Source organism: Vibrio kasasachensis, assembly GCF_050337565.1.
GTDB classification, from domain to species: Bacteria; Pseudomonadota; Gammaproteobacteria; order Enterobacterales; family Vibrionaceae; genus Vibrio; species Vibrio kasasachensis.
The window spans coordinates 178840-200203 of record NZ_JAKJTB010000008.1 but is presented as its reverse complement, the minus strand read 5'-3'; the positions used below and the strand labels follow the sequence as shown (position 1 = coordinate 200203).

The 21364-nt window shown below is 43.8% G+C and carries 17 protein-coding genes and 14 tRNA genes; 19 read left to right on the top strand and 12 right to left on the bottom strand.

The features are described from left to right. Positions 1–45 precede the first annotated feature (45 nt). The 8 genes from ybaK to hemA all read right to left on the bottom strand — a co-directional run bounded on the left by ybaK (position 46) and on the right by hemA (position 8072). Positions 46–522: a Cys-tRNA(Pro) deacylase gene (ybaK, locus tag L4C38_RS01325; protein ID WP_428795717.1), complete on the bottom strand. Its 477-nt coding sequence runs from the start codon at positions 520–522 to the stop codon at positions 46–48. A 167-nt stretch (positions 523–689) separates the two neighbouring features. Continuing rightward, positions 690–2351 (bottom strand): bifunctional UDP-sugar hydrolase/5'-nucleotidase UshA, encoded by a 1662-nt coding sequence (gene ushA, locus L4C38_RS01320; protein WP_428796011.1) that lies wholly within the window; start codon positions 2349–2351, stop codon positions 690–692. 378 nt (positions 2352–2729) lie between these two features. After that, positions 2730–3581 carry a 3-deoxy-8-phosphooctulonate synthase gene (gene kdsA, locus L4C38_RS01315; protein ID WP_428796010.1) on the bottom strand — a complete coding sequence of 284 codons (852 nt, stop codon included), beginning with the start codon at positions 3579–3581 and terminating at the stop codon, positions 2730–2732. Between the two features lie 37 nt (positions 3582–3618). Next, positions 3619–4428: a SirB1 family protein gene (locus tag L4C38_RS01310; RefSeq protein WP_428795716.1), complete on the bottom strand. Its 810-nt coding sequence runs from the start codon at positions 4426–4428 to the stop codon at positions 3619–3621. Positions 4429–4442: 14 nt separating this feature from the next. Beyond that, positions 4443–4823 carry a SirB2 family protein gene (locus L4C38_RS01305; protein ID WP_428795715.1) on the bottom strand — a complete coding sequence of 127 codons (381 nt, stop codon included), beginning with the start codon at positions 4821–4823 and terminating at the stop codon, positions 4443–4445. Positions 4824–4835: 12 nt separating this feature from the next. Next, positions 4836–5696, bottom strand: a complete 861-nt coding sequence (gene prmC / locus L4C38_RS01300) for a peptide chain release factor N(5)-glutamine methyltransferase (protein WP_428795714.1) — start codon at positions 5694–5696, stop codon at positions 4836–4838. Positions 5697–5700: 4 nt separating this feature from the next. Continuing rightward, a complete protein-coding gene (gene prfA / locus L4C38_RS01295; RefSeq protein ID WP_428795713.1) occupies positions 5701–6789 on the bottom strand; it encodes a peptide chain release factor 1 in 1089 nt (362 codons plus the stop codon). Between the two features lie 23 nt (positions 6790–6812). Next, a complete protein-coding gene (gene hemA, locus L4C38_RS01290) occupies positions 6813–8072 on the bottom strand; it encodes a glutamyl-tRNA reductase (protein ID WP_428795712.1) in 1260 nt (419 codons plus the stop codon). Positions 8073–8349: 277 nt separating this feature from the next. On the opposite strand from hemA, the gene lolB reads away from it, so the two are divergent. The 19 genes from lolB (at position 8350) to L4C38_RS01195 (ending at position 14743) form a co-directional block, all read left to right on the top strand. Beyond that, complete coding sequence (gene lolB / locus L4C38_RS01285; RefSeq protein WP_428795711.1) at positions 8350–8967, top strand: lipoprotein insertase outer membrane protein LolB; 618 nt, start codon at positions 8350–8352, stop codon at positions 8965–8967. Next, positions 8967–9839 (top strand): 4-(cytidine 5'-diphospho)-2-C-methyl-D-erythritol kinase, encoded by an 873-nt coding sequence (ispE, locus tag L4C38_RS01280; RefSeq protein ID WP_428796009.1) that lies wholly within the window; start codon positions 8967–8969, stop codon positions 9837–9839. The genes lolB and ispE overlap by 1 nt, the downstream gene beginning before the upstream one ends. A 29-nt stretch (positions 9840–9868) precedes the next feature. After that, positions 9869–10813 carry a ribose-phosphate pyrophosphokinase gene (locus L4C38_RS01275; RefSeq protein ID WP_005595057.1) on the top strand — a complete coding sequence of 315 codons (945 nt, stop codon included), beginning with the start codon at positions 9869–9871 and terminating at the stop codon, positions 10811–10813. A 158-nt stretch (positions 10814–10971) separates the two neighbouring features. Then, entirely contained in the window at positions 10972–11562 is a 591-nt protein-coding gene (gene pth, locus L4C38_RS01270) for an aminoacyl-tRNA hydrolase (RefSeq protein WP_428795710.1), read from the top strand. 10 nt (positions 11563–11572) lie between these two features. Continuing rightward, on the top strand, positions 11573–12664 hold the full coding sequence (gene ychF / locus L4C38_RS01265) for a redox-regulated ATPase YchF (RefSeq protein ID WP_428795709.1): 1092 nt from the start codon (positions 11573–11575) through the stop codon (positions 12662–12664). Positions 12665–12948: 284 nt separating this feature from the next. Further along, positions 12949–13025 (top strand) — tRNA-Met (locus L4C38_RS01260). 48 nt (positions 13026–13073) lie between these two features. Further along, positions 13074–13158: transfer RNA gene (locus tag L4C38_RS01255), tRNA-Leu, on the top strand. A gap of 34 nt (positions 13159–13192) precedes the next feature. Further along, a tRNA-Gln gene (locus L4C38_RS01250) sits at positions 13193–13267 on the top strand. Between the two features lie 81 nt (positions 13268–13348). Continuing rightward, positions 13349–13425: transfer RNA gene (locus L4C38_RS01245), tRNA-Met, on the top strand. A gap of 54 nt (positions 13426–13479) precedes the next feature. After that, positions 13480–13564: transfer RNA gene (locus L4C38_RS01240), tRNA-Leu, on the top strand. Positions 13565–13591: 27 nt separating this feature from the next. Next, positions 13592–13676, top strand: a tRNA-Leu gene (locus L4C38_RS01235). 37 nt (positions 13677–13713) lie between these two features. Further along, positions 13714–13788 (top strand) — tRNA-Gln (locus L4C38_RS01230). Between the two features lie 60 nt (positions 13789–13848). After that, a tRNA-Leu gene (locus L4C38_RS01225) sits at positions 13849–13933 on the top strand. Positions 13934–13973: 40 nt separating this feature from the next. Then, a tRNA-Met gene (locus L4C38_RS01220) sits at positions 13974–14050 on the top strand. Positions 14051–14099: 49 nt separating this feature from the next. Beyond that, positions 14100–14184 (top strand) — tRNA-Leu (locus L4C38_RS01215). A 34-nt stretch (positions 14185–14218) separates the two neighbouring features. Beyond that, positions 14219–14293 (top strand) — tRNA-Gln (locus L4C38_RS01210). A 77-nt stretch (positions 14294–14370) separates the two neighbouring features. Continuing rightward, a tRNA-Leu gene (locus tag L4C38_RS01205) sits at positions 14371–14455 on the top strand. 34 nt (positions 14456–14489) lie between these two features. Next, positions 14490–14564 (top strand) — tRNA-Gln (locus L4C38_RS01200). A 94-nt stretch (positions 14565–14658) separates the two neighbouring features. Beyond that, positions 14659–14743, top strand: a tRNA-Leu gene (locus tag L4C38_RS01195). A 290-nt stretch (positions 14744–15033) separates the two neighbouring features. Here the strand turns inward: L4C38_RS01195 and L4C38_RS01190 are convergent. The 4 genes from L4C38_RS01190 to flgK form a co-directional block, all read right to left on the bottom strand. Further along, complete coding sequence (locus tag L4C38_RS01190; protein WP_428795708.1) at positions 15034–16170, bottom strand: flagellin; 1137 nt, start codon at positions 16168–16170, stop codon at positions 15034–15036. Positions 16171–16672: 502 nt separating this feature from the next. After that, positions 16673–17812 (bottom strand): flagellin, encoded by a 1140-nt coding sequence (locus L4C38_RS01185; protein ID WP_428795707.1) that lies wholly within the window; start codon positions 17810–17812, stop codon positions 16673–16675. Positions 17813–18197: 385 nt separating this feature from the next. Then, positions 18198–19391 carry a flagellar hook-associated protein FlgL gene (gene flgL / locus L4C38_RS01180; RefSeq protein WP_428795706.1) on the bottom strand — a complete coding sequence of 398 codons (1194 nt, stop codon included), beginning with the start codon at positions 19389–19391 and terminating at the stop codon, positions 18198–18200. A 12-nt stretch (positions 19392–19403) separates the two neighbouring features. After that, entirely contained in the window at positions 19404–21278 is a 1875-nt protein-coding gene (gene flgK / locus L4C38_RS01175) for a flagellar hook-associated protein FlgK (protein WP_428795705.1), read from the bottom strand. Between the last annotated feature and the right edge of the window lie 86 nt (positions 21279–21364).

Below are 21364 nucleotides of genomic sequence, written 5' to 3'. Positions count from 1 at the left end.
TATGCCAACCCTTTTTTATGCCTAATCAACTAATCAACTAATCAACTAATCAAGGCAAAGTTCGACAAATTTTCCACGAGTCAACGTCGCTAGATCCTCCGGAGCCAATTCTATCTCTAACCCTCTTCGACCAGCACTGACCATCATGGTCGGCAAATTTAGTGCACTGCTATGAATGAATGTTGGCAATGCTTTTTTCTGCCCTAATGGGCTAATCCCACCCACTACATAGCCAGTGGTTTTCTGTGCGATTTCAGGATTTGCCATTTCAGCTTTCTTTGCATCAGCTGCCTTTGCCGCTAATTTAAGATTCAGTTTGTATTCAACAGGGAGTACGGCAACTGCTAAATTTTTTGCTTCTCCATTAAGGCAGAATAACAGCGTTTTAAACACTTGTTGAGGATCATGTCCTAGTGCTTCAGCCGCCTCCAAACCATAACTCTCGGCGCGAGGATCGTGTTGATACTGATGAATAGTATGCTCAATTTTCTTCTTTTTTGCGGAATTGATTGCTGGTGTCATAAAACTTCCTATCACCAATCAGGATAAACCACTGTCGCTTCGTGAATCAAAGCGCAATAACTTATAGTGATGAGTGTCGATACAAAAATAAAAACAGCGCCATAACGGCGCCGCTTTAGTTAATGCGATCTATGAATCACAGTCAATAGTCATTACTTTCAAACGTACTATTTGTAAACAATTTCACCTTTAGGTGCGAATTTATTTACGTCTACCGGACTGTTCGCTTCTAAGAATTCTTTTAGAACTTCCGCGTCTACAAAGCCTGTGTTTACGTAACCTGGATGAGCAGAAACTTTAGGGTAACCGTCACCACCTGCCGCGTTGTAACTTGGTACAGTAAAGCGGTAGGTTTCTTCCAAATCAAGCGATTTACCACCAAATTTAACATCTGACACTTTGCCATCAGCCACAGTCATAGACACGCCGTAAAACTGTACGTATGCGCCTGAGTCAACTGGTTTAGTCGCAACCACATTCAAGTAATCCAGTACTTCTTTGCCTGACATATCGATGTAAGTCACGATGTTGCCAAACGGCTGAACTGTTAGCACGTCTTTGTAAGTCACATTGCCGGCAGCAATAGAGTCACGCACGCCACCAGAGTTCATAACCGCGAAATCTGCTTTAGCGCGTTCCATGTGAGAAGCGGCAATCAGACGACCTAGGTTAGTTTGCTCAAAACGAACTACGTTACGATCACCTTCTAGCTTGCCGTTGGTTTCTGCAATCTTAACGTTTAGCTTGTCTTGGCCTTGCTCTTGGTAAGGGCGTAAGAATTCAAGTAACGCCTCATCTTTTGCAATTTCATCTTCGATGAAGACGCGCTTACTCTCACCATCAACCTTGATTTTTTTCTTCAGGTTTACTGGGACCAAATCGTAGCTCACCATGTTCAATTCACCGTTGCGGAACTCATAGTCGGCGCGGCCAACGTATTTGCCCCACTCGTGAGCTTGAACAATGTAAGTGCCGTTTTGTAAATCAGGCTTACATTCATCAGAAGGTTTGAAGTTTTTCTTCATTACATTTGGCGCTTCCATACAGACTGGCTCTTGTGAGTGACCACCCACAATCATGTCTAGCGAGCCTTCGTCTAGGTAACGAGCTAATGCAACATCACCCGGCGCATTAATGCCGCGGTTGCCATTTTCGTAGTGACCCATGTGCGTCACAGCAAAAATAAGATCCGGTTTTTCCGTTTGTTCAAGTTCAGTAATTAGTGCTTTAGCTTCCGCTTTAGGGTCACGGAACTCGATGCCACCAATGTATTCTGGGTTACCAATTTTTTGCGTATCTTCAGTAGTTAAACCGATAACTGCAATCTTGATGCCTTGCTTGTTAAACATCTGGTAAGCTTGGAACATACGCTCGCCAGTCTTTTTATCGTAGATGTTTGCCGAAAGCATTGGGAAGTTCGCCCACTCTTCCTGTTTGAAAAGCACCTCTAGTGGATTATCAAACTCATGATTACCCAATGCCATTGCATCGTAACCAATTTTGTTCATACCCTTAAAGTCAGGTTCTGCATCTTGCAGATCAGACTCTGGAACACCTGTATTAATATCGCCACCGGAAAGCAGCAATACACTACCACCGTCAGCTTGAACATCTGCACGTAGCTCATCAATCAACGTTTTACGAGCAGCCATGCCGTACTCGCCATATTTGTTCTCCCAAAAACGACCATGGTTGTCGTTGGTGTGTAGAACCGTTAATTTATACGTTTTGTCCGCTTCCCACTCTTGTTGAGGAGCTGTTGCACAGCCAGCTAACGTTGCAAGAATCGCTGCACTTAGTGCTGTTTTTACAATCAGGCGTTGCGTCATAGTCATACCTTTTAACTCATTGGGATCCACTGCCATTTGCTACCTTATAAGAGGTATGTAGAGAATATATTCGTCTACACATATTTAGTTTGAGGTAGCAAAACTTGACATAGTTTAAAGTAACCAATCGCTCTGAACATTCAGTTTTCATGTTTATGCAACATTGATCACTATATATTTCCAGATAAAGTGCAATAAAAGTGGGCACTTACATTTGATTGAAAAAACGATCACAAGCAAACGTTTACTTAATTACTTGCCCTTAACGACAATATCAACAATTTTCGCAGATAGGAGTTTGTACCTGTTAAATTCCACATACAAAAAAAGCTGCCCTTGGCAGCTTTTTAGATTTGGTTCGATATTGAGGCTGTTGAATTAACGGATATCGATGTGCGCGAAGCTTTTCACTAGATCATCTAAATCTTTCATTTGTTTTAGGAAAGGCTCTAACTTATCAAGTGGTAATGCGGATGGGCCATCACAACGTGCTTGCTCAGGGTTTGGGTGCGCTTCAATGAATAAACCTGCAATACCTGTCGCCAAACCCGCTTTCGCAAGCTCAACAGTTTGATCACGACGACCACCTGATGCCGCCCCTGATGGGTCACGCATTTGTAATGAGTGAGTCACATCAAAAATAATAGGGCTACCGTTTGATACTTTCTTCATAACGCCAAAACCAAGCATATCAACCACTAGGTTGTCATAACCCATGCAAGAGCCACGCTCACATAGAATGATTTTTTCGTTGCCGCACTCTGCAAATTTATCAACGATGTTTCCAACTTGAGCTGGGCTCATAAACTGAGGTTTTTTAACGTTGATGACTGCGCCTGTTTTTGCCATAGCTTCAACAAGATCAGTTTGACGAGCTAAGAATGCAGGTAACTGAATAACATCAACCACATCTGCAACAGGCTGGGCCTGAGCTTCCGTGTGTATATCTGTGATGATCTTAACGCCAAATGTATCTTTAATCTCTTGGAAGATTTTCAAACCTTCTTCAAGACCCGGACCACGATATGAATGAACAGAGCTGCGGTTCGCTTTATCAAAAGAGGCTTTAAATACGTATGGGATACCAAGTTTGTCGGTTACCTTTACATAGTGCTCACAGATTTGCATCGCAAGATCGCGAGACTCCAGTACATTCATACCAGCAAATAAGGTAAACGGTTTGTCGTTAGCAACAGGAATATCACCAACATGAACGATTTTCTGTTCCATCATTTTCTCTCTATTTAAACCTAGTAAGCCATTAGGCTTAGTGTAACGTCACCTGAGTTTGACTCATGGCGCGAACTTGATTTTTAAGTAAGTCTGCAGCCGGATCTTCCGGACACTGCTCAATAAAGTACTGGTAGTCAGACGATGCCACCAGATGACAGTCTAGTTGCTGATAGATAAAGCCGCGATCTCGTATCTCATAAGGATCATCTGGCGCAAACATCAAAGCTAAGTCTGTACAACGCAGTGCAAGCGCATAACGCTCTTCTCGTAACAATGCACTCTTAATCAGCGCTAGCCATCGTCCAATCACTGTCGGGTGATCTGTCGCTTTAAGGTGATTCGGTTTCAATTGTGCAAACGGACCTTTTTGCCCCACCAGCCAAGCACGCAAAGTGTGCTCCGAAACAAACTCGCCGTTAAATGGGTTCACATATTGCACTGGGTGATCTGGCCAACGTACCATCACAACAAATTGAGTTGGAAAAGTGATGCCTTCCACAGGGAAGCCAAGCTGCTTGCCAAAATAGAGTAACAATGCGCCCAAACTCACCGGGATGCCCTTACGACGCTGCAAAACTTTATCTAAAAATGCATTGGCTGAATCAAAGTAAGCGTCTTTGTCACCTTGGAACCCCCACTCATGGTAGAAGAGCCTTAAAAATGCATCAAAACGTTGCTGCACCTGATTTTCATGTACTAGAACTGATTCTGCGTCTTTCAGCAGGCGCTGCATCTCTGCCGTCGCCCAATCTACTTGTGTTTCAGGATCAATCGCCTGATTGAGCACCAACGCACCTTCCGCTAATTCCAGCGCATCAAAGTCTTCATCAAACAATTCTTGCATTCGAATTCACCAACTTAGAACAAAAACGGTGTTTTGCTTATTGCTATTTTTCCAGCCATCATCAGCCAACCAAGAGCACCAAGAAACGCAAATATACGTAACAGCATATTTTTTGCCACTCTAAGTGCAAAGAAACCTAGCGCTATGTATGCCAATACACAGGTAATTTTGGTGGTTAACCATGGTGCAGCTTCAGTGAATGGAATAAAACCCGTGATCACCGATAAAATAATCCCTGTTACCAATAAACATGTGTCGTTGATATGAGGAAATATTTTTAGGAACTTCTTTTCTCGCAATGGAGAGTTTGCCAATAGCAGTGCAAAACGCACTGATAATAATGTGGCACTTAGGGCTACAGTGAGTAAGTGAAAATGTTTCAATCCTTCGTACATCGATTTTCTCTCTTATTGTTGTTCCACATAGCGACCAAGTGTCACTCTGTCGTTATATCCATAATCTTGGAAAGTTTCGACATCTTGATACCCAAGCTCAGCAAAAATCACTCTAACTATTGTTCCTTGATCATAACCATGTTCAAACAGTAACCAACCACCATTTGCCAGATAGTTACGCGCGTTATCTGCAATATGACGAATGTCTGCCAAGCCATTATCCGCCGCAACCAATGCACTTAACGGTTCAAAGCGTACATCACCTTGAGCTAAATGCGGGTCGTTTTCTTCGATATAGGGAGGGTTGGAAACAATCACGGCAAACTGCGTGCCCGTTGCCAAAGGCTCAAACCAACTACCCGCTAAAAACGTCGCATTTTGGATCCCAAGGCTTTCGCTGTTGGAGGTGGCAAGTTGCTGTGCATCCAGCATCAAATCAATACCAACCACGTTGCGATGAGGTAATTCTGAAGCCAAAGCCAAAGCGATTGCACCAGTCCCTGTTCCAAGATCGAGGATATCACCGTCAGTACACAGTGCTTTATCTAAAGCAACTTCAACCAAACGCTCAGTATCTGGGCGCGGAATTAAGGTAGTGGGAGAAACTTTCAGCGGCAATGACCAAAACTCACGTTCACCAACAATGTAAGCCACTGGCTCACCCGTTAGACGACGAGATAGCAATGCTTCAAATGGCACTAACTCTTGTGGTGACAATGCCTTTTCAGGCCAAGTCATCAGAAATGAACGTGGTTTGCCTAATGCGAAGCATAGCAATACCGCAGCATCAAGAGAGGGCGAATCACTGCCGCTCTCTTGAAGTTGCTGTGTGGCGCGTTTTAGTGTGTTTTCAACACTGTTTGCAGCCGACATTTATTTAGTAATTCTCAGCAAGAGCAGCAAGCTGATCGGCTTGATATTCTTGAATTACAGGATCAATCAAGCTTGCCAAATCACCTTCCATCACTTCATTTAAACGGTAAACCGTTAGGTTGATACGATGGTCAGAAACACGACCTTGTGGGTAGTTGTAAGTGCGAATACGGTCACTACGATCACCAGAACCAAGTAGGTTTCGACGCGTATCTGACACTTCTGCTGCACGGCGAGCTTTCTCTGCTTGTACGATACGAGCGGCAAGCACCTGCATCGCTTTCGCTTTGTTCTTATGCTGTGAACGTTCGTCTTGACACTCAACCACTGTACCTGTCGGTAAGTGGGTAATACGGATTGCTGAGTCAGTCGTGTTAACGTGCTGACCACCCGCGCCTGATGCACGGAAAGTATCAATTTTTAGATCCGCTGCTTTAATTTCTGGTAGATCCGCTTCTGGGATTTCAGCCATTACTGCAAGTGTACACGCTGATGTGTGTACACGACCTTGAGATTCCGTTTCTGGTACACGTTGTACGCGGTGACCGCCTGATTCAAATTTCAGAACACCGTAAGCGCCATCGCCGCTCACTTTCGCGATCATCTCTTTGTAGCCACCTTGCTCTGAGTCATTACAACTCATGACTTCAATGCGCCAACCTTTTTTCTCAGCAAATTTTGAGTACATACGGAAAAGGTTACCAGCAAAGATACCCGCTTCATCACCGCCTGCACCTGCACGAATTTCTAAGAAGCAGTTGCGATCATCGTTGGGATCTTTTGGCAACAACAGAATCTGCAGTTCATCGTTCAAACGCTCGATGGTTGCTTTTGATTCTTTAATTTCGTCCTGAGCCATTTCACGCATTTCTGCGTCGTCTTCATTTGCCATCTCTTCGGCAGCTTCAAGATCGTCTTGTGCTTGCTGATAAGCTTGGAAGCACAGAGTGACTTCTTCGAGCTGAGAGTATTCTTTTGACAATGCACGGAATTTATCCTGATCGCCAATGACTCCCGGATCACCAAGTAGGTGTTGAACTTCTTCGTAACGTTCTACTAGCGTTTCTAGCTTAGTTAGAATTGAGGCTTTCATAGTTAATTAACTCAGGGTTCTAGTTATAACGGGTCATCAAGACCCAAACTTTGTCTAATAATGGCAAGCTTTGCTGGCTCGCCTTGCTCCGCCGCACTTTGTAATGCACGGGTTGGGGCATGAATGAGTCTGTTGGTGAGCTTATTACTCAATTCAACTAACACTTTTTCTGGGTCGCCGCCAGCGGCGAGCGTTTGAATACTTTTGCTAAGCAGATCTTCTCTGATTTCATGAGCACTCTGACGAAAATCGCGAATACTATCGACGCCTTGCAGTGAACGCAGCCAAGTCATAAAGGCGGCACTTTCTTCACTCACAATCGCTTCAGCTTGAATCGCTTCCACCTTGCGCTGTTCCATATTACTGTCGATGATCGATTGTAAATCATCCACCGAATACAAGTAGGCATCTCTTATTTCACCGACTTGCGATTCAATATCACGAGGCACGGCAATATCAACCAATAGCATAGGTTGATATCGACGACTTTTCAGTGCCGTCTCTACCATACCTTTACCAATAATAGGTAACGGGCTCGCGGTAGAGCTGATAACAATATCAGCCCTTGCCAGATTATCTGGAATCTCTGGCAAACTGATCACTTCAGCACCAAATTGATCGGCTAATAGTAGCGCACGCTCTTTAGTACGGTTAGCCACAATCATTTTGGTACAGCCATTAGCGGCTAGATGCTTCGCCACCAACTCAATGGTTTCACCCGCACCGACGAGTAGTACGGTTGATTCTTGTAGCGATTCAAAAATATGTTTCGCTAACGTACACGCTGCATAGGCAACTGAAACGGCATTACCACCAATATCGGTTTCTGTGCGTACGCGTTTAGCTACCGAAAATGTCTTTTGAAACCACTTTTCCATCGCTGCATTGGCAGCATGCCCACTACGTGAATCAAAAAATGCTTGTTTAACTTGTCCTAATATCTGAGGTTCACCAAGAACTAACGAGTCCAAACCACAAGCAACACGCATCAAATGACGAATCGCCGCCTGCTCTTCATGAACGTATACGCTCGGTTTTAGCTCTTCAGCGCTGACTTGATGAAACTGTGAAAGCCAATCAATAACCTTATTTTTACACGAAGGTTTGACGTCACAATAGATTTCGGTACGGTTGCACGTTGAAACGATAACACAACCATTTACATGGGGACTTTCAGATAGCTGCTGCAATGCTTGCGGTAGTTTGTCCGGCCCAAACGCGACTTTCTCACGCAGTTCGACAGAAGCCGTATTATGATTGATACCGATAGCAAGCAATGACATGTACTGTGGTTCTCTGAATCTGGTCGCGTTAAAACAGGGACGGAATTTTACTTGATGCCCCCCATGAATAAAAGAGGATTACCCAACTGTTTTCACTCAACGGCATTTAATCATGGAATTGAGAGTATATAAAAAAACGATTGTACCCTATTTCTCAACCACATAGGTTGAATCTGGCTGCAAAGTGGGCATTTTACTTACTGAAACAAGGGTAACAATTTTTTTCAATGGTATAGTAACTCGTCCAAATTTGGTTGAATAAGGAAATCAGTCCGCTATGTCTCTGCGACTTCCATCAAAACTCCCCCTACTGCTGTTTTTTTCCATATTGGTAACTGGTTGTAGTTCTATACAAAACAGTAATACCAGCGTGGAATGGCAAGCGCACCAACAAAGATTAGAACTGGTTCGCGATTACAAAGCCGCAGGTAAACTTGGCTACATTGCCCCGAAACAACGAGAGTCGCTCTCTTTTTATTGGCAAAACTCTCCAAAAGCGAGTGATTTGAGGCTGACTACGTTTCTTGGACAAACGGTACTGAACATGAACATTAATGCCGCCGGTGCCAGGGTTGAAACTTACAATAATGAAACCTTTACAGATGTGAGCGCTGATCGTTTAATTGCCAACCTCACTGGGCTAAATATTCCCGTAGAGCAACTCAACGATTGGTTGCTGGGGAAGCCAACCAACGCTGATAATTTCACCGTCAATGATACGCAAACTTTGGCATCCCTGACTAAAAATATTAATGGGCAAACTTGGAAGCTAATCTATTCAAGTTATCAAGACGCACCATTTTTAGGTTCAGATCTCCCTGTTCCTTATAAACTCAAACTTAAACAAGATGACACCACTATCAATTTGGTGATCTCTAAGTGGACTTTGAAGTAATGATTCGTAAAACCACGTACTGGCCTTCACCAGCAAAACTGAATCTTTTCCTCTATGTGACAAGTCGTCGCCCAGATGGCTACCATGAGTTGCAAACATTGTTTCAATTTCTTGATTACAATGATGAGCTCACTATCACAGCCAATACCAGTGGTCAAATTACGCTTACACCAGAGATTCCAGGTGTCGCCTTGCACGATAACTTAATTTGGCGCGCTGCAACGGCACTTCAACAGTTTACTGGCTGCCAATATGGCGCACATATTGAACTGAACAAAATTCTGCCAATGGGTGGAGGGATCGGTGGCGGGTCTTCCAATGCAGCTACCGTCCTTGTCGCGCTAAATCACTTGTGGCAGACCCAATGCAATGACAATGAACTGGCTGCCATTGGGCTCAAACTTGGCGCAGATGTTCCTGTTTTTGTTCGCGGTCACGCCGCCTTCGCTGAAGGTGTTGGTGAAGAAATAATCAAGGTTGAACCAAAAGAGAAGTGGTACTTAGTCATAAGACCAAATGTAAGCATCGCCACCGTCGATATTTTTACTCATCCTGATTTGACCAGAAACACGCCCAAACGCCCATTATCCGTGCTTCTTGAGGATAATTACGAAAACGATTGCGAAATAATTGTCCGAATGCTGTACCCAGAGGTTGATAAGCAACTTTCATGGCTGCTACAATACGCGCCGTCAAGACTGACGGGTACTGGATCGTGTGTTTTCGCTGAATTTTTGAGCGAAAACGATGCACAAAACGTGCTCGCGCAATTATCTGACACTGTGTCGGCGTTTGTGGCGAAAGGAAATAACATTTCGTCTCTACACCAGACACTGGCTAATTACCGTTTAGCCCATAAATCATCTATTTAAAAACTGGACGCAACCCCGAGGTTTCCACCGTGCCTGATATGAAGCTATTTGCTGGTAACGCTACACCTGTACTAGCCCAACGCATTGCTGATCGTCTTTACATCTCACTTGGTGACGCCACTGTATCTCGTTTTTCTGACGGCGAAGTCGCTGTTCAAATTAACGAAAACGTACGTGGTAGTGATGTATTCATCATCCAATCTACTTGTGCACCAACTAACGACAACCTAATGGAACTTGTCGTGATGATTGATGCAATGCGCCGCGCTTCTGCGGGCCGTATTACAGCAGTAATCCCTTACTTTGGTTACGCTCGCCAAGATCGTCGTGTACGTTCTTCTCGTGTGCCTATCACTGCGAAAGTTGTAGCGGATTTCCTTTCCAACGTTGGTGTTGACCGCGTTCTAACTATCGACCTACACGCTGAGCAAATTCAAGGCTTCTTCGATGTACCTGTAGACAATATCTTCGGTACACCGGTTTTGCTGGAAGACATGCAAACTCGTGGTCTAGATAACCCTGTTGTGGTTTCTCCAGATTTAGGTGGTGTTGTTCGTGCTCGCGCTACTGCGAAAGCGCTAGGTGACATTGACATCGCTATCGTTGATAAGCGTCGTCCACGTGCAAACGTGTCTGAAGTAATGAACCTTATCGGTGATGTTGAAGGTCGCGACTGTGTGATCGTAGATGACATGATTGATACAGGTGGTACGCTATGTAAAGCAGCTGAAGCATTGAAAGAACGTGGCGCTAAGCGTGTATTCGCATACGCAACTCACGCTGTTTTCTCTGGTAACGCCGCTGAGAACATTAAAAACTCTGTTCTAGACCAAGTGATCGTGACTGATTCAATCACTTTGTCTAAAGAGATGGAAGCGACAGGCAAAGTGACCACACTAAGCTTATCTCGCATGCTAGCAGAAGCTATTCGTCGCATTAGCAACGAAGAGTCTATCTCTGCAATGTTCAACTAATCTCTTCTTGATTAGACCGAATTGAAAACACCCCTTTTTAGGGGTGTTTTTTTATTGCTAAATTTTAAGTAAAGCATGCCCATTATCGACACCTCGCCCGAGGCAGGATTTGTGTGCTATCATACTGCGCTTTTTGATATTCCAGAGAGATCCCAACCTTGACTCAACAGATCAAACTTCTTGTTGGACTAGCTAACCCTGGCCCTGAATACGCAAAGACTCGCCATAATGCGGGTGCTTGGGTTGTGGAGGAGTTAGCACGCGTTCATAACGTGACGCTAAAGAATGAGCCAAAGTTCTTTGGTCTTACTGGACGTATCATGGTAAATGGGGAGGATCTTCGCCTATTGATCCCTACCACATTTATGAACTTATCTGGCAAAGCTATTGCCCCGCTAGCGAAGTTCTACCAAATTCAACCAGAAGAAATCATGGTCGCTCATGACGAGCTTGACCTACCTCCTGGCGTCGCCAAATTTAAAAAAGGTGGCGGGCATGGCGGTCACAACGGTCTACGTGACACCATTAGCAAACTAGGCAACAACAAAGATTTTTATCGTCTTCGAATTGGCATTGGCCATCCGGGACACAAAGATAGAGTGGCGGGTTTTGTATTAGGGAAAGCTCCGGCTAATGAGCAAGAGCTGTTAGATGCAGCGGCTGATGAAGCTGTTCGCTGTCTAGACATCTTGATAAAAGATGGCCTAAGCAAAGCACAAAACCGCTTACACACGTTCAAAGCTGAATAAGGTTACAATCATGGGTTTTAAATGTGGCATCGTTGGTCTACCAAACGTTGGTAAATCAACTCTGTTCAATGCATTAACTAAAGCGGGTATCGAAGCTGCAAACTTCCCGTTTTGTACTATCGAACCAAATACTGGTGTGGTTCCTGTGCCAGATCTACGTCTAGATGCGTTGGCAAAAATTGTGAACCCTCAGCGAGTACTGCCGACTACGATGGAATTCGTAGACATTGCAGGTCTAGTTGCTGGTGCATCAAAAGGTGAAGGCTTAGGTAACAAATTCCTAGCAAACATCCGCGAAACTGATGCGATTGGTCACGTTGTTCGTTGTTTTGAGAACGAAAACATTATTCACGTTGCTGGTAAAGTATCACCTATCGAAGATATCGAAGTGATCAACTTAGAGCTTGCACTGGCTGACCTAGACTCTTGTGAGCGTGCTATTTTCCGTAATACGAAAAAAGCAAAGGGCGGCGACAAAGACGCGAAATTTGAAATCATCGTACTAGAAAAACTGCTTCCAATATTAACTGAAGGCGGCATGGCTCGTACTGTTGTTCTATCGAAAGAAGAACTTGCCGCAGTCGAATACCTGAACTTCCTTACGCTAAAACCAACGATGTACATCGCTAACGTAAGTGAAGATGGCTTCGAAAATAATCCATATCTTGACGCCGTTCGTGAATTTGCAGCAAAAGAGAATAACGTTGTTGTTCCAGTTTGTGCTGCGATCGAATCTGAAATGGCTGAGCTAGAAGAAGAAGAACGCGAAGAGTTTCTTTCTGACATGGGTATTGAAGAGCCTGGTCTAAACCGCGTTATCCGCGCAGGTTACGAGCTACTCGAATTACATACTTACTTCACAGCGGGCGTTAAAGAAGTTCGTGCATGGACAATCCCTGTTGGTGCAACAGCACCTAAAGCAGCAGGTAAGATCCACACTGACTTTGAAAAAGGCTTCATCCGTGCAGAAGTTGTTGGTTACAACGACTTTATTGAATTTAGCGGTGAAAGTGGTGCGAAAGACGCAGGTAAATGGCGTCTTGAAGGTAAGGAATACATCGTAAAAGATGGCGATGTGGTTCACTTCCGCTTCAATGTATAAATAACTGCACATTTTTTGCGCAAGTCATTGAGTTTAAAAGCCAGCTAATATGCTGGCTTTTTTTATACCTACAATATCACGACCTTAATAATTACCAAGGTGCTGTCATTTTGTTAGCAGTTTTAGATCATTAACGCGCCTCTTTGTTTAAAAAGGAATCGAACGATTCATTTATCCAAATTTCTTCGAAAAAACTATTGACGGATTTCACGCATATACGCATAATGCGCCCCGTTCCCGACAACACAGCGATGTGATGAAAGGGGCGGAAAAAACATGGTATTGGCTACTTAGCTCAGCTGGTTAGAGCACATCACTCATAATGATGGGGTCACAGGTTCAAATCCCGTAGTAGCCACCATTCCTAATTGTTTTTTATTTTGTTTGTTTAAAATAATCAGGAATAGATGCGGTCGTGGCGGAATTGGTAGACGCACCAGATTTAGGTTCTGGCGCCGCAAGGTGTGAGAGTTCAAGTCTCTCCGACCGCACCATTGTTTAAATAGCTTATTCGTAAGTTATTGCTGTAGGTCTATCGCCAAGCGGTAAGGCACTGGCTTTTGATGCCAGCATTCCCTGGTTCGAATCCAGGTAGACCTGCCACTATTTATAGCGGCAAACCTTTTAATAAAAAGGGTTGTCACTAAGAGTGAGAATGTATTATATTGTCTCGCTCGAAAAGATGGCTACTTAGCTCAGCTGGTTAGAGCACATCACTCATAATGATGGGGTCACAGGTTCAAATCCCGTAGTAGCCACCATATTAAAACAGTTAGTCTTTATACCAAGAGATTAATTAGAAGTAGATTCAAGATGCGGTCGTGGCGGAATTGGTAGACGCACCAGATTTAGGTTCTGGCGCCGCGAGGTGTGAGAGTTCAAGTCTCTCCGACCGCACCATCTTGAAATGCTTTATAAACAAATCATGCGGTCGTGGCGGAATTGGTAGACGCACCAGATTTAGGTTCTGGCGCCGTAAGGTGTGAGAGTTCAAGTCTCTCCGACCGCACCATGATTTAAATAACTTGATTTAATTAAGTTATCTCTGCAGGTCTATCGCCAAGCGGTAAGGCACTGGCTTTTGATGCCAGCATTCCCTGGTTCGAATCCAGGTAGACCTGCCATTATTCCCCTTCAATAGGGAATGTCATTGAGGTTTTGTATTTCTCTCGATGATTAGGTGCGCGGTCGTGGCGGAATTGGTAGACGCACCAGATTTAGGTTCTGGCGCCGCAAGGTGTGAGAGTTCAAGTCTCTCCGACCGCACCATGATTTAAAATGTATACGATATTTTTATCGTGCACATATTGGCTACTTAGCTCAGCTGGTTAGAGCACATCACTCATAATGATGGGGTCACAGGTTCAAATCCCGTAGTAGCCACCATACAACGTTATTAAGATAACCAATGTCTTCTTAACTATAAAGATTTGCTGCGGTCGTGGCGGAATTGGTAGACGCACCAGATTTAGGTTCTGGCGCCGCAAGGTGTGAGAGTTCAAGTCTCTCCGACCGCACCATTATTAAAGTGATTTATTCGTAAATTACTGCTGTAGGTCTATCGCCAAGCGGTAAGGCACTGGCTTTTGATGCCAGCATTCCCTGGTTCGAATCCAGGTAGACCTGCCACTATTTAAACATGTTGATTCGTCGACATGACAACGTTACTAAGATAACCAATGTCTTYTTAACTATAAARRTTTGCTGCGGTCGTGGCGGAATTGGTAGACGCACCAGATTTAGGTTCTGGCGCCGCAAGGTGTGAGAGTTCAAGTCTCTCCGACCGCACCATTATTAAAGTGATTTATTCGTAAATTACTTCTGTAGGTCTATCGCCAAGCGGTAAGGCACTGGCTTTTGATGCCAGCATTCCCTGGTTCGAATCCAGGTAGACCTGCCATTATTTAAACATGTTGATTCGTCGACATGACAACGTTACTAAGACTCACCAATCGTCTTTTTAACCACACTCTTCGCTAGAGTAAAAGCTTGCTGCGGTCGTGGCGGAATTGGTAGACGCACCAGATTTAGGTTCTGGCGCCGCAAGGTGTGAGAGTTCAAGTCTCTCCGACCGCACCATCATCATTAAACCCAGTCTTGTACTGGGTTTTGTGCTTTTTAACGCACTCAATAGCCCCCTATCCTCAATTTCTATCTACATACGCAAAACTCTCACTTTAAAATCAATCTCGCGCTAAGGTCTTGTTCAGCATGATCTATACCCAAGTAACCTAAAGATGCTTAGTTCAGCAAGAGTTGTTTTCCTTGAACTGGAACCAGTTATAAGACTCTGAATCCTGCATCTTGGGTATATTGGCAAAAAAAATCCAGCCCGAAGGCTGGATTTACAATAATAACGAAAGCATAGATTAGCCGAGTAGACCAAGTGCCGCGTTTGGCGCCTGTTTCGCTTGTGCCAATATAGAGCTAGATGCTTGGCTAAGGATCTGAGACTTAGTTAATGCTGTTGTTTCCTTGGCAAAATCAGTATCTGCAATACGGCTCTTCGATGCATTAACATTTTCATTGATGTTATCAAGGTTATTGATTGCATGCTCAAAGCGGTTTTGGAATGCACCCAATTCGGCACGGTGGCTATCCACAAACTTAAGTGCAGCATCAACAACTGCTACCGATTCTTGTGCACCCGCGACTGACGTCACATCAATATTATCAACGGTTACCGCCTTAGCAGCGCCAATATTTAGATCTGTCGCCAATGAACCAGCGAACGTCGCTTCGCCTTCAATCTTATTGTTATCGCTAAACAGTTGTAATTTGCCATCATCACTTACCGATGCTGTTACCATGTCTGTTTGACCGTTGATATAGGTCGCCAGCTCTTCAATATCATCACCTTCTTTTGCAATAATATTGATGGTTTTATCCACACCTGTAATTTTGTCAGTCACTGTGATGTCTAACGCATCTGTACCGCCCTCTACCGTCCAAGTTGGCGGTTTAGCCGTCGCAGATACGTAGCTATTACCACCCATCATCGCATTATCACTGCGCATATCTTGTATCGTTAGCATGACGGCTTCGCCATTGTCGGCACCAATCTGCATTGATTTAGTAGTAAACGTGCCATTCAGTAGTTTGTTACCACCAAATGAAGTCGTTTCAGCAATGCGGTTCAGTTCGTCATTCAGTGCAGTAACTTCTTCTTGTATCGCCACACGCTCGGATTTCGAGTTTGAACCATTCGCTGATTGTAATGACAGATCACGCATACGCTGTAGGATGTTAGTGCTTTCGTTCATTGCACCTTCAGCTGTTTGCGCAATCGAAATACCATCATTCGCATTGCGAACCGCTACATCTAAACCGCGACTTTGTACGTTCAAACGGTTTGAGATCTGCATCCCCGCTGCATCATCTTTAGCACTATTGATTTTAGAGCCTGAAGCTAAACGCTCCATTGATGTTTGCTGTGCGCTAGTTGCACTATTTAAGTAACGTTGTGCTGTCATCGCTGACACGTTTGTATTTACATTCACCGCCATGGTGGTTCTCCTATTGATTTCCGTTGTTGCGGAAGTTCCGAACGGTTTCCGACGTCTCGGTAAACCAAAAGTTCTCTCAAATGTAACCTTAGTAACGACGGTGAATTGATTAACTTTAGAGCATTTACAGAAATCGACTAAATATACGTCATTTAGTGGCAAATAATTGAACAGTATCGAAAAGACTAAAAAAAAAGCTAAAGTTTTTAACTCATTGAATTAATGCTAAGAAATAGTAAAGGATGGGTTGCATCGGGGGGTGGAGAAAGAGGTTCATGCCATATTTTAGGCAAAGAAAAGCCCCATTCCTTTGAGAGAACCGGGGCTATGGAGGTTGCCAGCGTGGAGATCGAGAGAAATGATCACAACTTGGCTTCCATGACATAAATAAACATCATTCAGAGGCAGGTTTGAGAGAGAGCCTCATCATCAATTTATTTATGTTTGCCGTAAGCTCTTAATCACCCCACGTCTGGGAAACCGTGAATAAGAGTACTTACTGTTACTGCAATAGTGTCATTGCAGAGTTAGGCAACTGTTTTGCTTGAGCCAGAATCGAAGTACCAGCTTGTTGCAGAATTTGTGCTTTTGTCATCGCAGTCGTTTCTTTCGCGAAATCAGTATCACGAATACGACTATTTGATGCTTCAACGTTTTCTTGGATGTTTGCCAAGTTATTGATGCTGTGGCTTAGACGGTTTTGTTTTGCACCCAAGTCAGCTCGCTGTGAGTCAACGTACTTAAGTGCTGAGTCAATGATACCCACCGAATTCTGAGCGCCACCAACCGAAGTCACATCGATGCTTTGTACTGTTTCCTTTGTACCCGGTCCCGTAGTCAGACCAAGCTCTGATGCTAATCCGCCACCAAAAGTGATGCTACCTTGCAAGTTTGGTTCAGCAGCAAACATCTGCAATTTACCGTCTTCATCAACAGAGGTTTTAAGCAAGTCTGTTTGACCATTTAGGTAAGTCGCCAGTTCTTCGATGTCATCGCCGATTTTCGCTTGAACCGCAAGGCTAACCACTTCACCACTCTTAGTCGTAAAGTCGATTGTGATATCGTTTTTACCGGTCTCTACACCCCAGGTGTTATCTTTACCATTAGTCGCGACAAAGCTTTGACCGCCCATACGAGTATCATCGGCACGAACGCTTGTCAGTCCCATGATCATAGCTTCACCTGAGCTAGAACCAATTTGGAACGACGCTTCACCAAATGAACCATTTAGAAGCTTACGACCACCAAAAGATGTCGTTTCAGCAATACGATTCAATTCATCTTGTAACGCAGTCACTTCTTCATTGATCGCTTGGCGCTCAGATCCTGAGTTAGTACCATTCGCAGATTGAAGCGAAAGATCACGAATACGCTGAAGGATACTGGTTGATTCATTCAACGCCCCTTCGGCCGTTTGTGCGATCGAAATGCCATCATTCGCGTTACGCATAGCAACATCAAGACCGCGAGACTGTGCAGTTAGACGGTTTGAAATCTGCAAACCTGCCGCATCGTCTTTTGCGCTGTTAATTTGTTGACCAGATGACAGACGCTCCATAGAAGTGTTCAGGTCACCCGTCGCTTTATTTAAGTAACGCTGAGCTGTCATAGCAGCGACGTTAGTATTTACCGTAATGGTCATAGGTTGCTCTCCTAGTGAGTTCGCAAGTACTCGCGAAGCGGTCAGCTTAATCTCATTTGGAAGCACTGACCGTAAATGACTCGCTAAGCAGGTTATTTACCCACTTAAAAACCGTTTAGTGTAACTCTTAGTTCAATTAATCCAATTAACATGCCAACTTTGTTTAATTTCACTAAATATAATTTTACCACTTCAAAAACAACAACTTAATGCACAGCCTATCTAAATGCATTGCTCTGTTTTATGATAACTAATAAGCGGACCACTGTTGTATTGCCGCTTTTTTGCCCCTATTGCCACAGTAATTAGCCTCAACTTACTTTGTCTTTATTGGGCACACTGTACTACTCCTACACAGTTGCACTTATGGCATTGCACATAAGGCTTAGATGTAGTTAAACAGGGTTAAATCTTTGGTTTTACCAAAAGCTTGTTGGGAAGCCTGCAAAGCTCGAGAATTTTCGTTAAATTCGATAATGGCTGCAGCATAATCAAGATCTTCAAAATTACTTTTTGATTTAGCTAAAGTCATTTTGAAGTCTTCATGTTGTTGCTCTTGAATATCTAATGTACTCAAACGCGCACCCACTTCAGAACGAGCTTTGTTCATATGAATAAAAGCTGCGTGAAATTCTTCTGTTACTTGATGTAATTCGGCGGTGTTCGATGTATCAGACACAGAGCCTTCAGAGAGCTCTTGAGCATTTTTAAAAGTATCAAACAAGCTAAAGTTCTTCTGTGGCGATAACTCTATCGCATCACCTTTGGTGATTTGTCCTCTGACTTGTATTGAAAGATCAGCAAATTTAATGCCTTCCGACGGTTCAAAAATATCCGCTTTGACGACACTGCCATCTTTTTCTAGTTGATAACCGTACTTATTGTCAGGCATATCAACAAAAGTAACTTTGTAATTTGAGGTGTCACTTTCATCAAGATTAAGAGCGCGTTCTAATAGTAATTCAGAACCTTCTTTGAGTTGATAACTGGGCTGGTAATCACCAAATGGATTATCAATCTCCATAAACAACTTATTACCCGGGAAGTTAACCGGCATTTCTTGACTATTCGAGATGCGCATTTTGCGCTGATAGTCATCGCCGAAATAACTAACATTGCCCACTTTATCGCTAAAAAATGGCTGCATTTTCGTTTTAGTTCCTGAAAACACATAGTTACCCGACTCATCTTGAGTATTAGCTACCGTTAGCACATTACTAAATAGCTCTTCGAGCTCACGCTGTTTTGCAAAGCGATCTTCCGGAGATAGCGAACCATTGATCATTTCCATCACAGTTCGTTTGCCTTCATCCACGTACTCTTCTACGTTAGAGACCATCACTTCGTTGTGTTCTAAACGGCTGCGCGTTAAAACAATACCATCCACATATTGATTTAGCTGTTCTGATTGTTGACCAATGTTTTGAATGTAATGCGTTGCCAGTGGGTTATCACTCGGCTGTAGTAGTTTTTTACCAGACGCCAGTTGTGCTTGATTATGATGCACTTTGCCTTCTTGTCGACGAAGGTCATTTTGTACCGACTGGTAATTATGAAAGCTCGAAATTCGATTCATCATTTACTCACCTTCCTACCTTAACGCCAAGATCGTATCGAATGTTTCATTCGCCGCTTGCATCACTCGAGATGACGCCATATAAGCTTGTTGAAACTTCATCATGTTGGCAGCTTCTTCATCCAAGTTAACCCCTGAAATCGAAGCGATACGCTCCTCTGCGGAGTTTTTTTCAATACGAGAGACATCGGTCAACTTAGATGCTGTTGACAATTTCAAACCGATATTGGTATTGAGGTCATGGTAGATGTCGATCACCGTCGAGTCGCCGCCATTGAGGTGTTTGTCTGTTTGGAGATATAACATCTTGCGCAGGTTTCCGTTACCACCTTCTGAAGGCACGAGGTTAGCGGTAAACTTATCGTTAGGCATTGCCCCTTCCGAAAGGGTAAAAGAGGTTCCTTGAACTGTCACAGCTCCGGTAGGCGGATAAGGTTGCGGTTGCTGCAAAACATTGCCGCGCGTATCGGTAACGGCAAATTGTGAACCATCTGGTGAGACAATCACTTCAAATTCTTTTAAGGCTCCAGCTTTTTCAATTTCAAAAACCGCTTTGCCTTGAGCAAACGTAGTTGATGCTTCATAGCTTTGAGCGGCAATCTTTGCCGCATCCTTAGTGACAAGCTGTATTTGCCCGGCACCAGAGCGAGTTGGTCGAATAAATACTCGTTCCCCACTTGCTAAGTCTTGATTGATCTGAATACGCATGCCATCAATGCTGATGGCGTTGTTGTTAACTGCCACTTGCTCTTTGGCACCATCTGGACGAGTGACAACATAATCACTACCATCATATTGCAGCGAATACTCACCGGTTTTCAGTGGTTTTATATCGTCAATGTACACCTCTAAATCCGCATTAGAATTAGAAGCGGCAACCACACGAGATTTAACGGCAATTGCTGAGTTAACGTCGGTAAAAATATTATCACCAACGTTACCTTTTAAATCTAGCCCTTGCGATTGGAGGTGGTTGACTGCATTGGCAAAACCAATCGTCATTTTACCCAATTCATCCAAAACATAAGGAATTTTGTCATCTCTCATATCAAGCATTGAACCGATTTTTCCGTCAATATCTTTACTGGAAATAGGTTTAATCCCCTGACCTTCTATCATCGCTAAGCGACGTTGTTGTGCATCAGGAAAACCATCAATCAAGGACAATTTGCTCGCTTCAGTGCCTGAAACCAAAGTGTGCCCGTTACCAATATGAACATTAAAACCTTCACGGTTAGAGCGTGGTGTTACGGTAACCTTGGTGTACTCTGACAACTCAGCAATGAGTTTTTCGTGGGTATCCATCAGGTCATTGTGTGGACCCGGTTTTCGCATCATCAATCGATGGATATCGCGAATTTCAGTACCAATCTGGTTCATTCGCTCCACGCCTAACTCAAGCTTCTTGTTGGCAACGTCATGTTGACGACTAACATCTCGATGGAAGTCATTGAGATTTTGCGCAATCAAACCTGCTTTTTCTAAGACGATCTTACGTGAGCCCACATCGTTTGGGCTATCGGCTAGAGACTTAATGGCGTCAAACCAGCTGTTAAGATTCTCAGGAATTTTTTTAGAGGACACTGATGAAAGAAGACCAGAAATCATCTCTAAGTCTTCTTCTGTGTCTCGACGGTTAGCGTAGTTGGTGGTCGATAAATTCAACTCATTAACGGCAAACTGATCCCATGAGCGGCGAACATTTTCCACATGCACGCCCATTCCATAGGTTTGCCCGCCAAACTGGCGTGGGTCACTGGTTCCCTGAATCACAGATTGGCGACTATAGCCCTCTGTATTCACATTGGAAATGTTATGACCTGTAGTGTTGAGTTGTCTCTGAGCCGTTAATACACTTTGTGTACCTAAACCCAGAAGATCCGACGCCATAGTGCCCCCGAAAACCTGATAAAATCAGCCTAAACTGAATAACTAATTAGATATTTTGCAATATGTGTGCCAGAAAGGAGGGAATA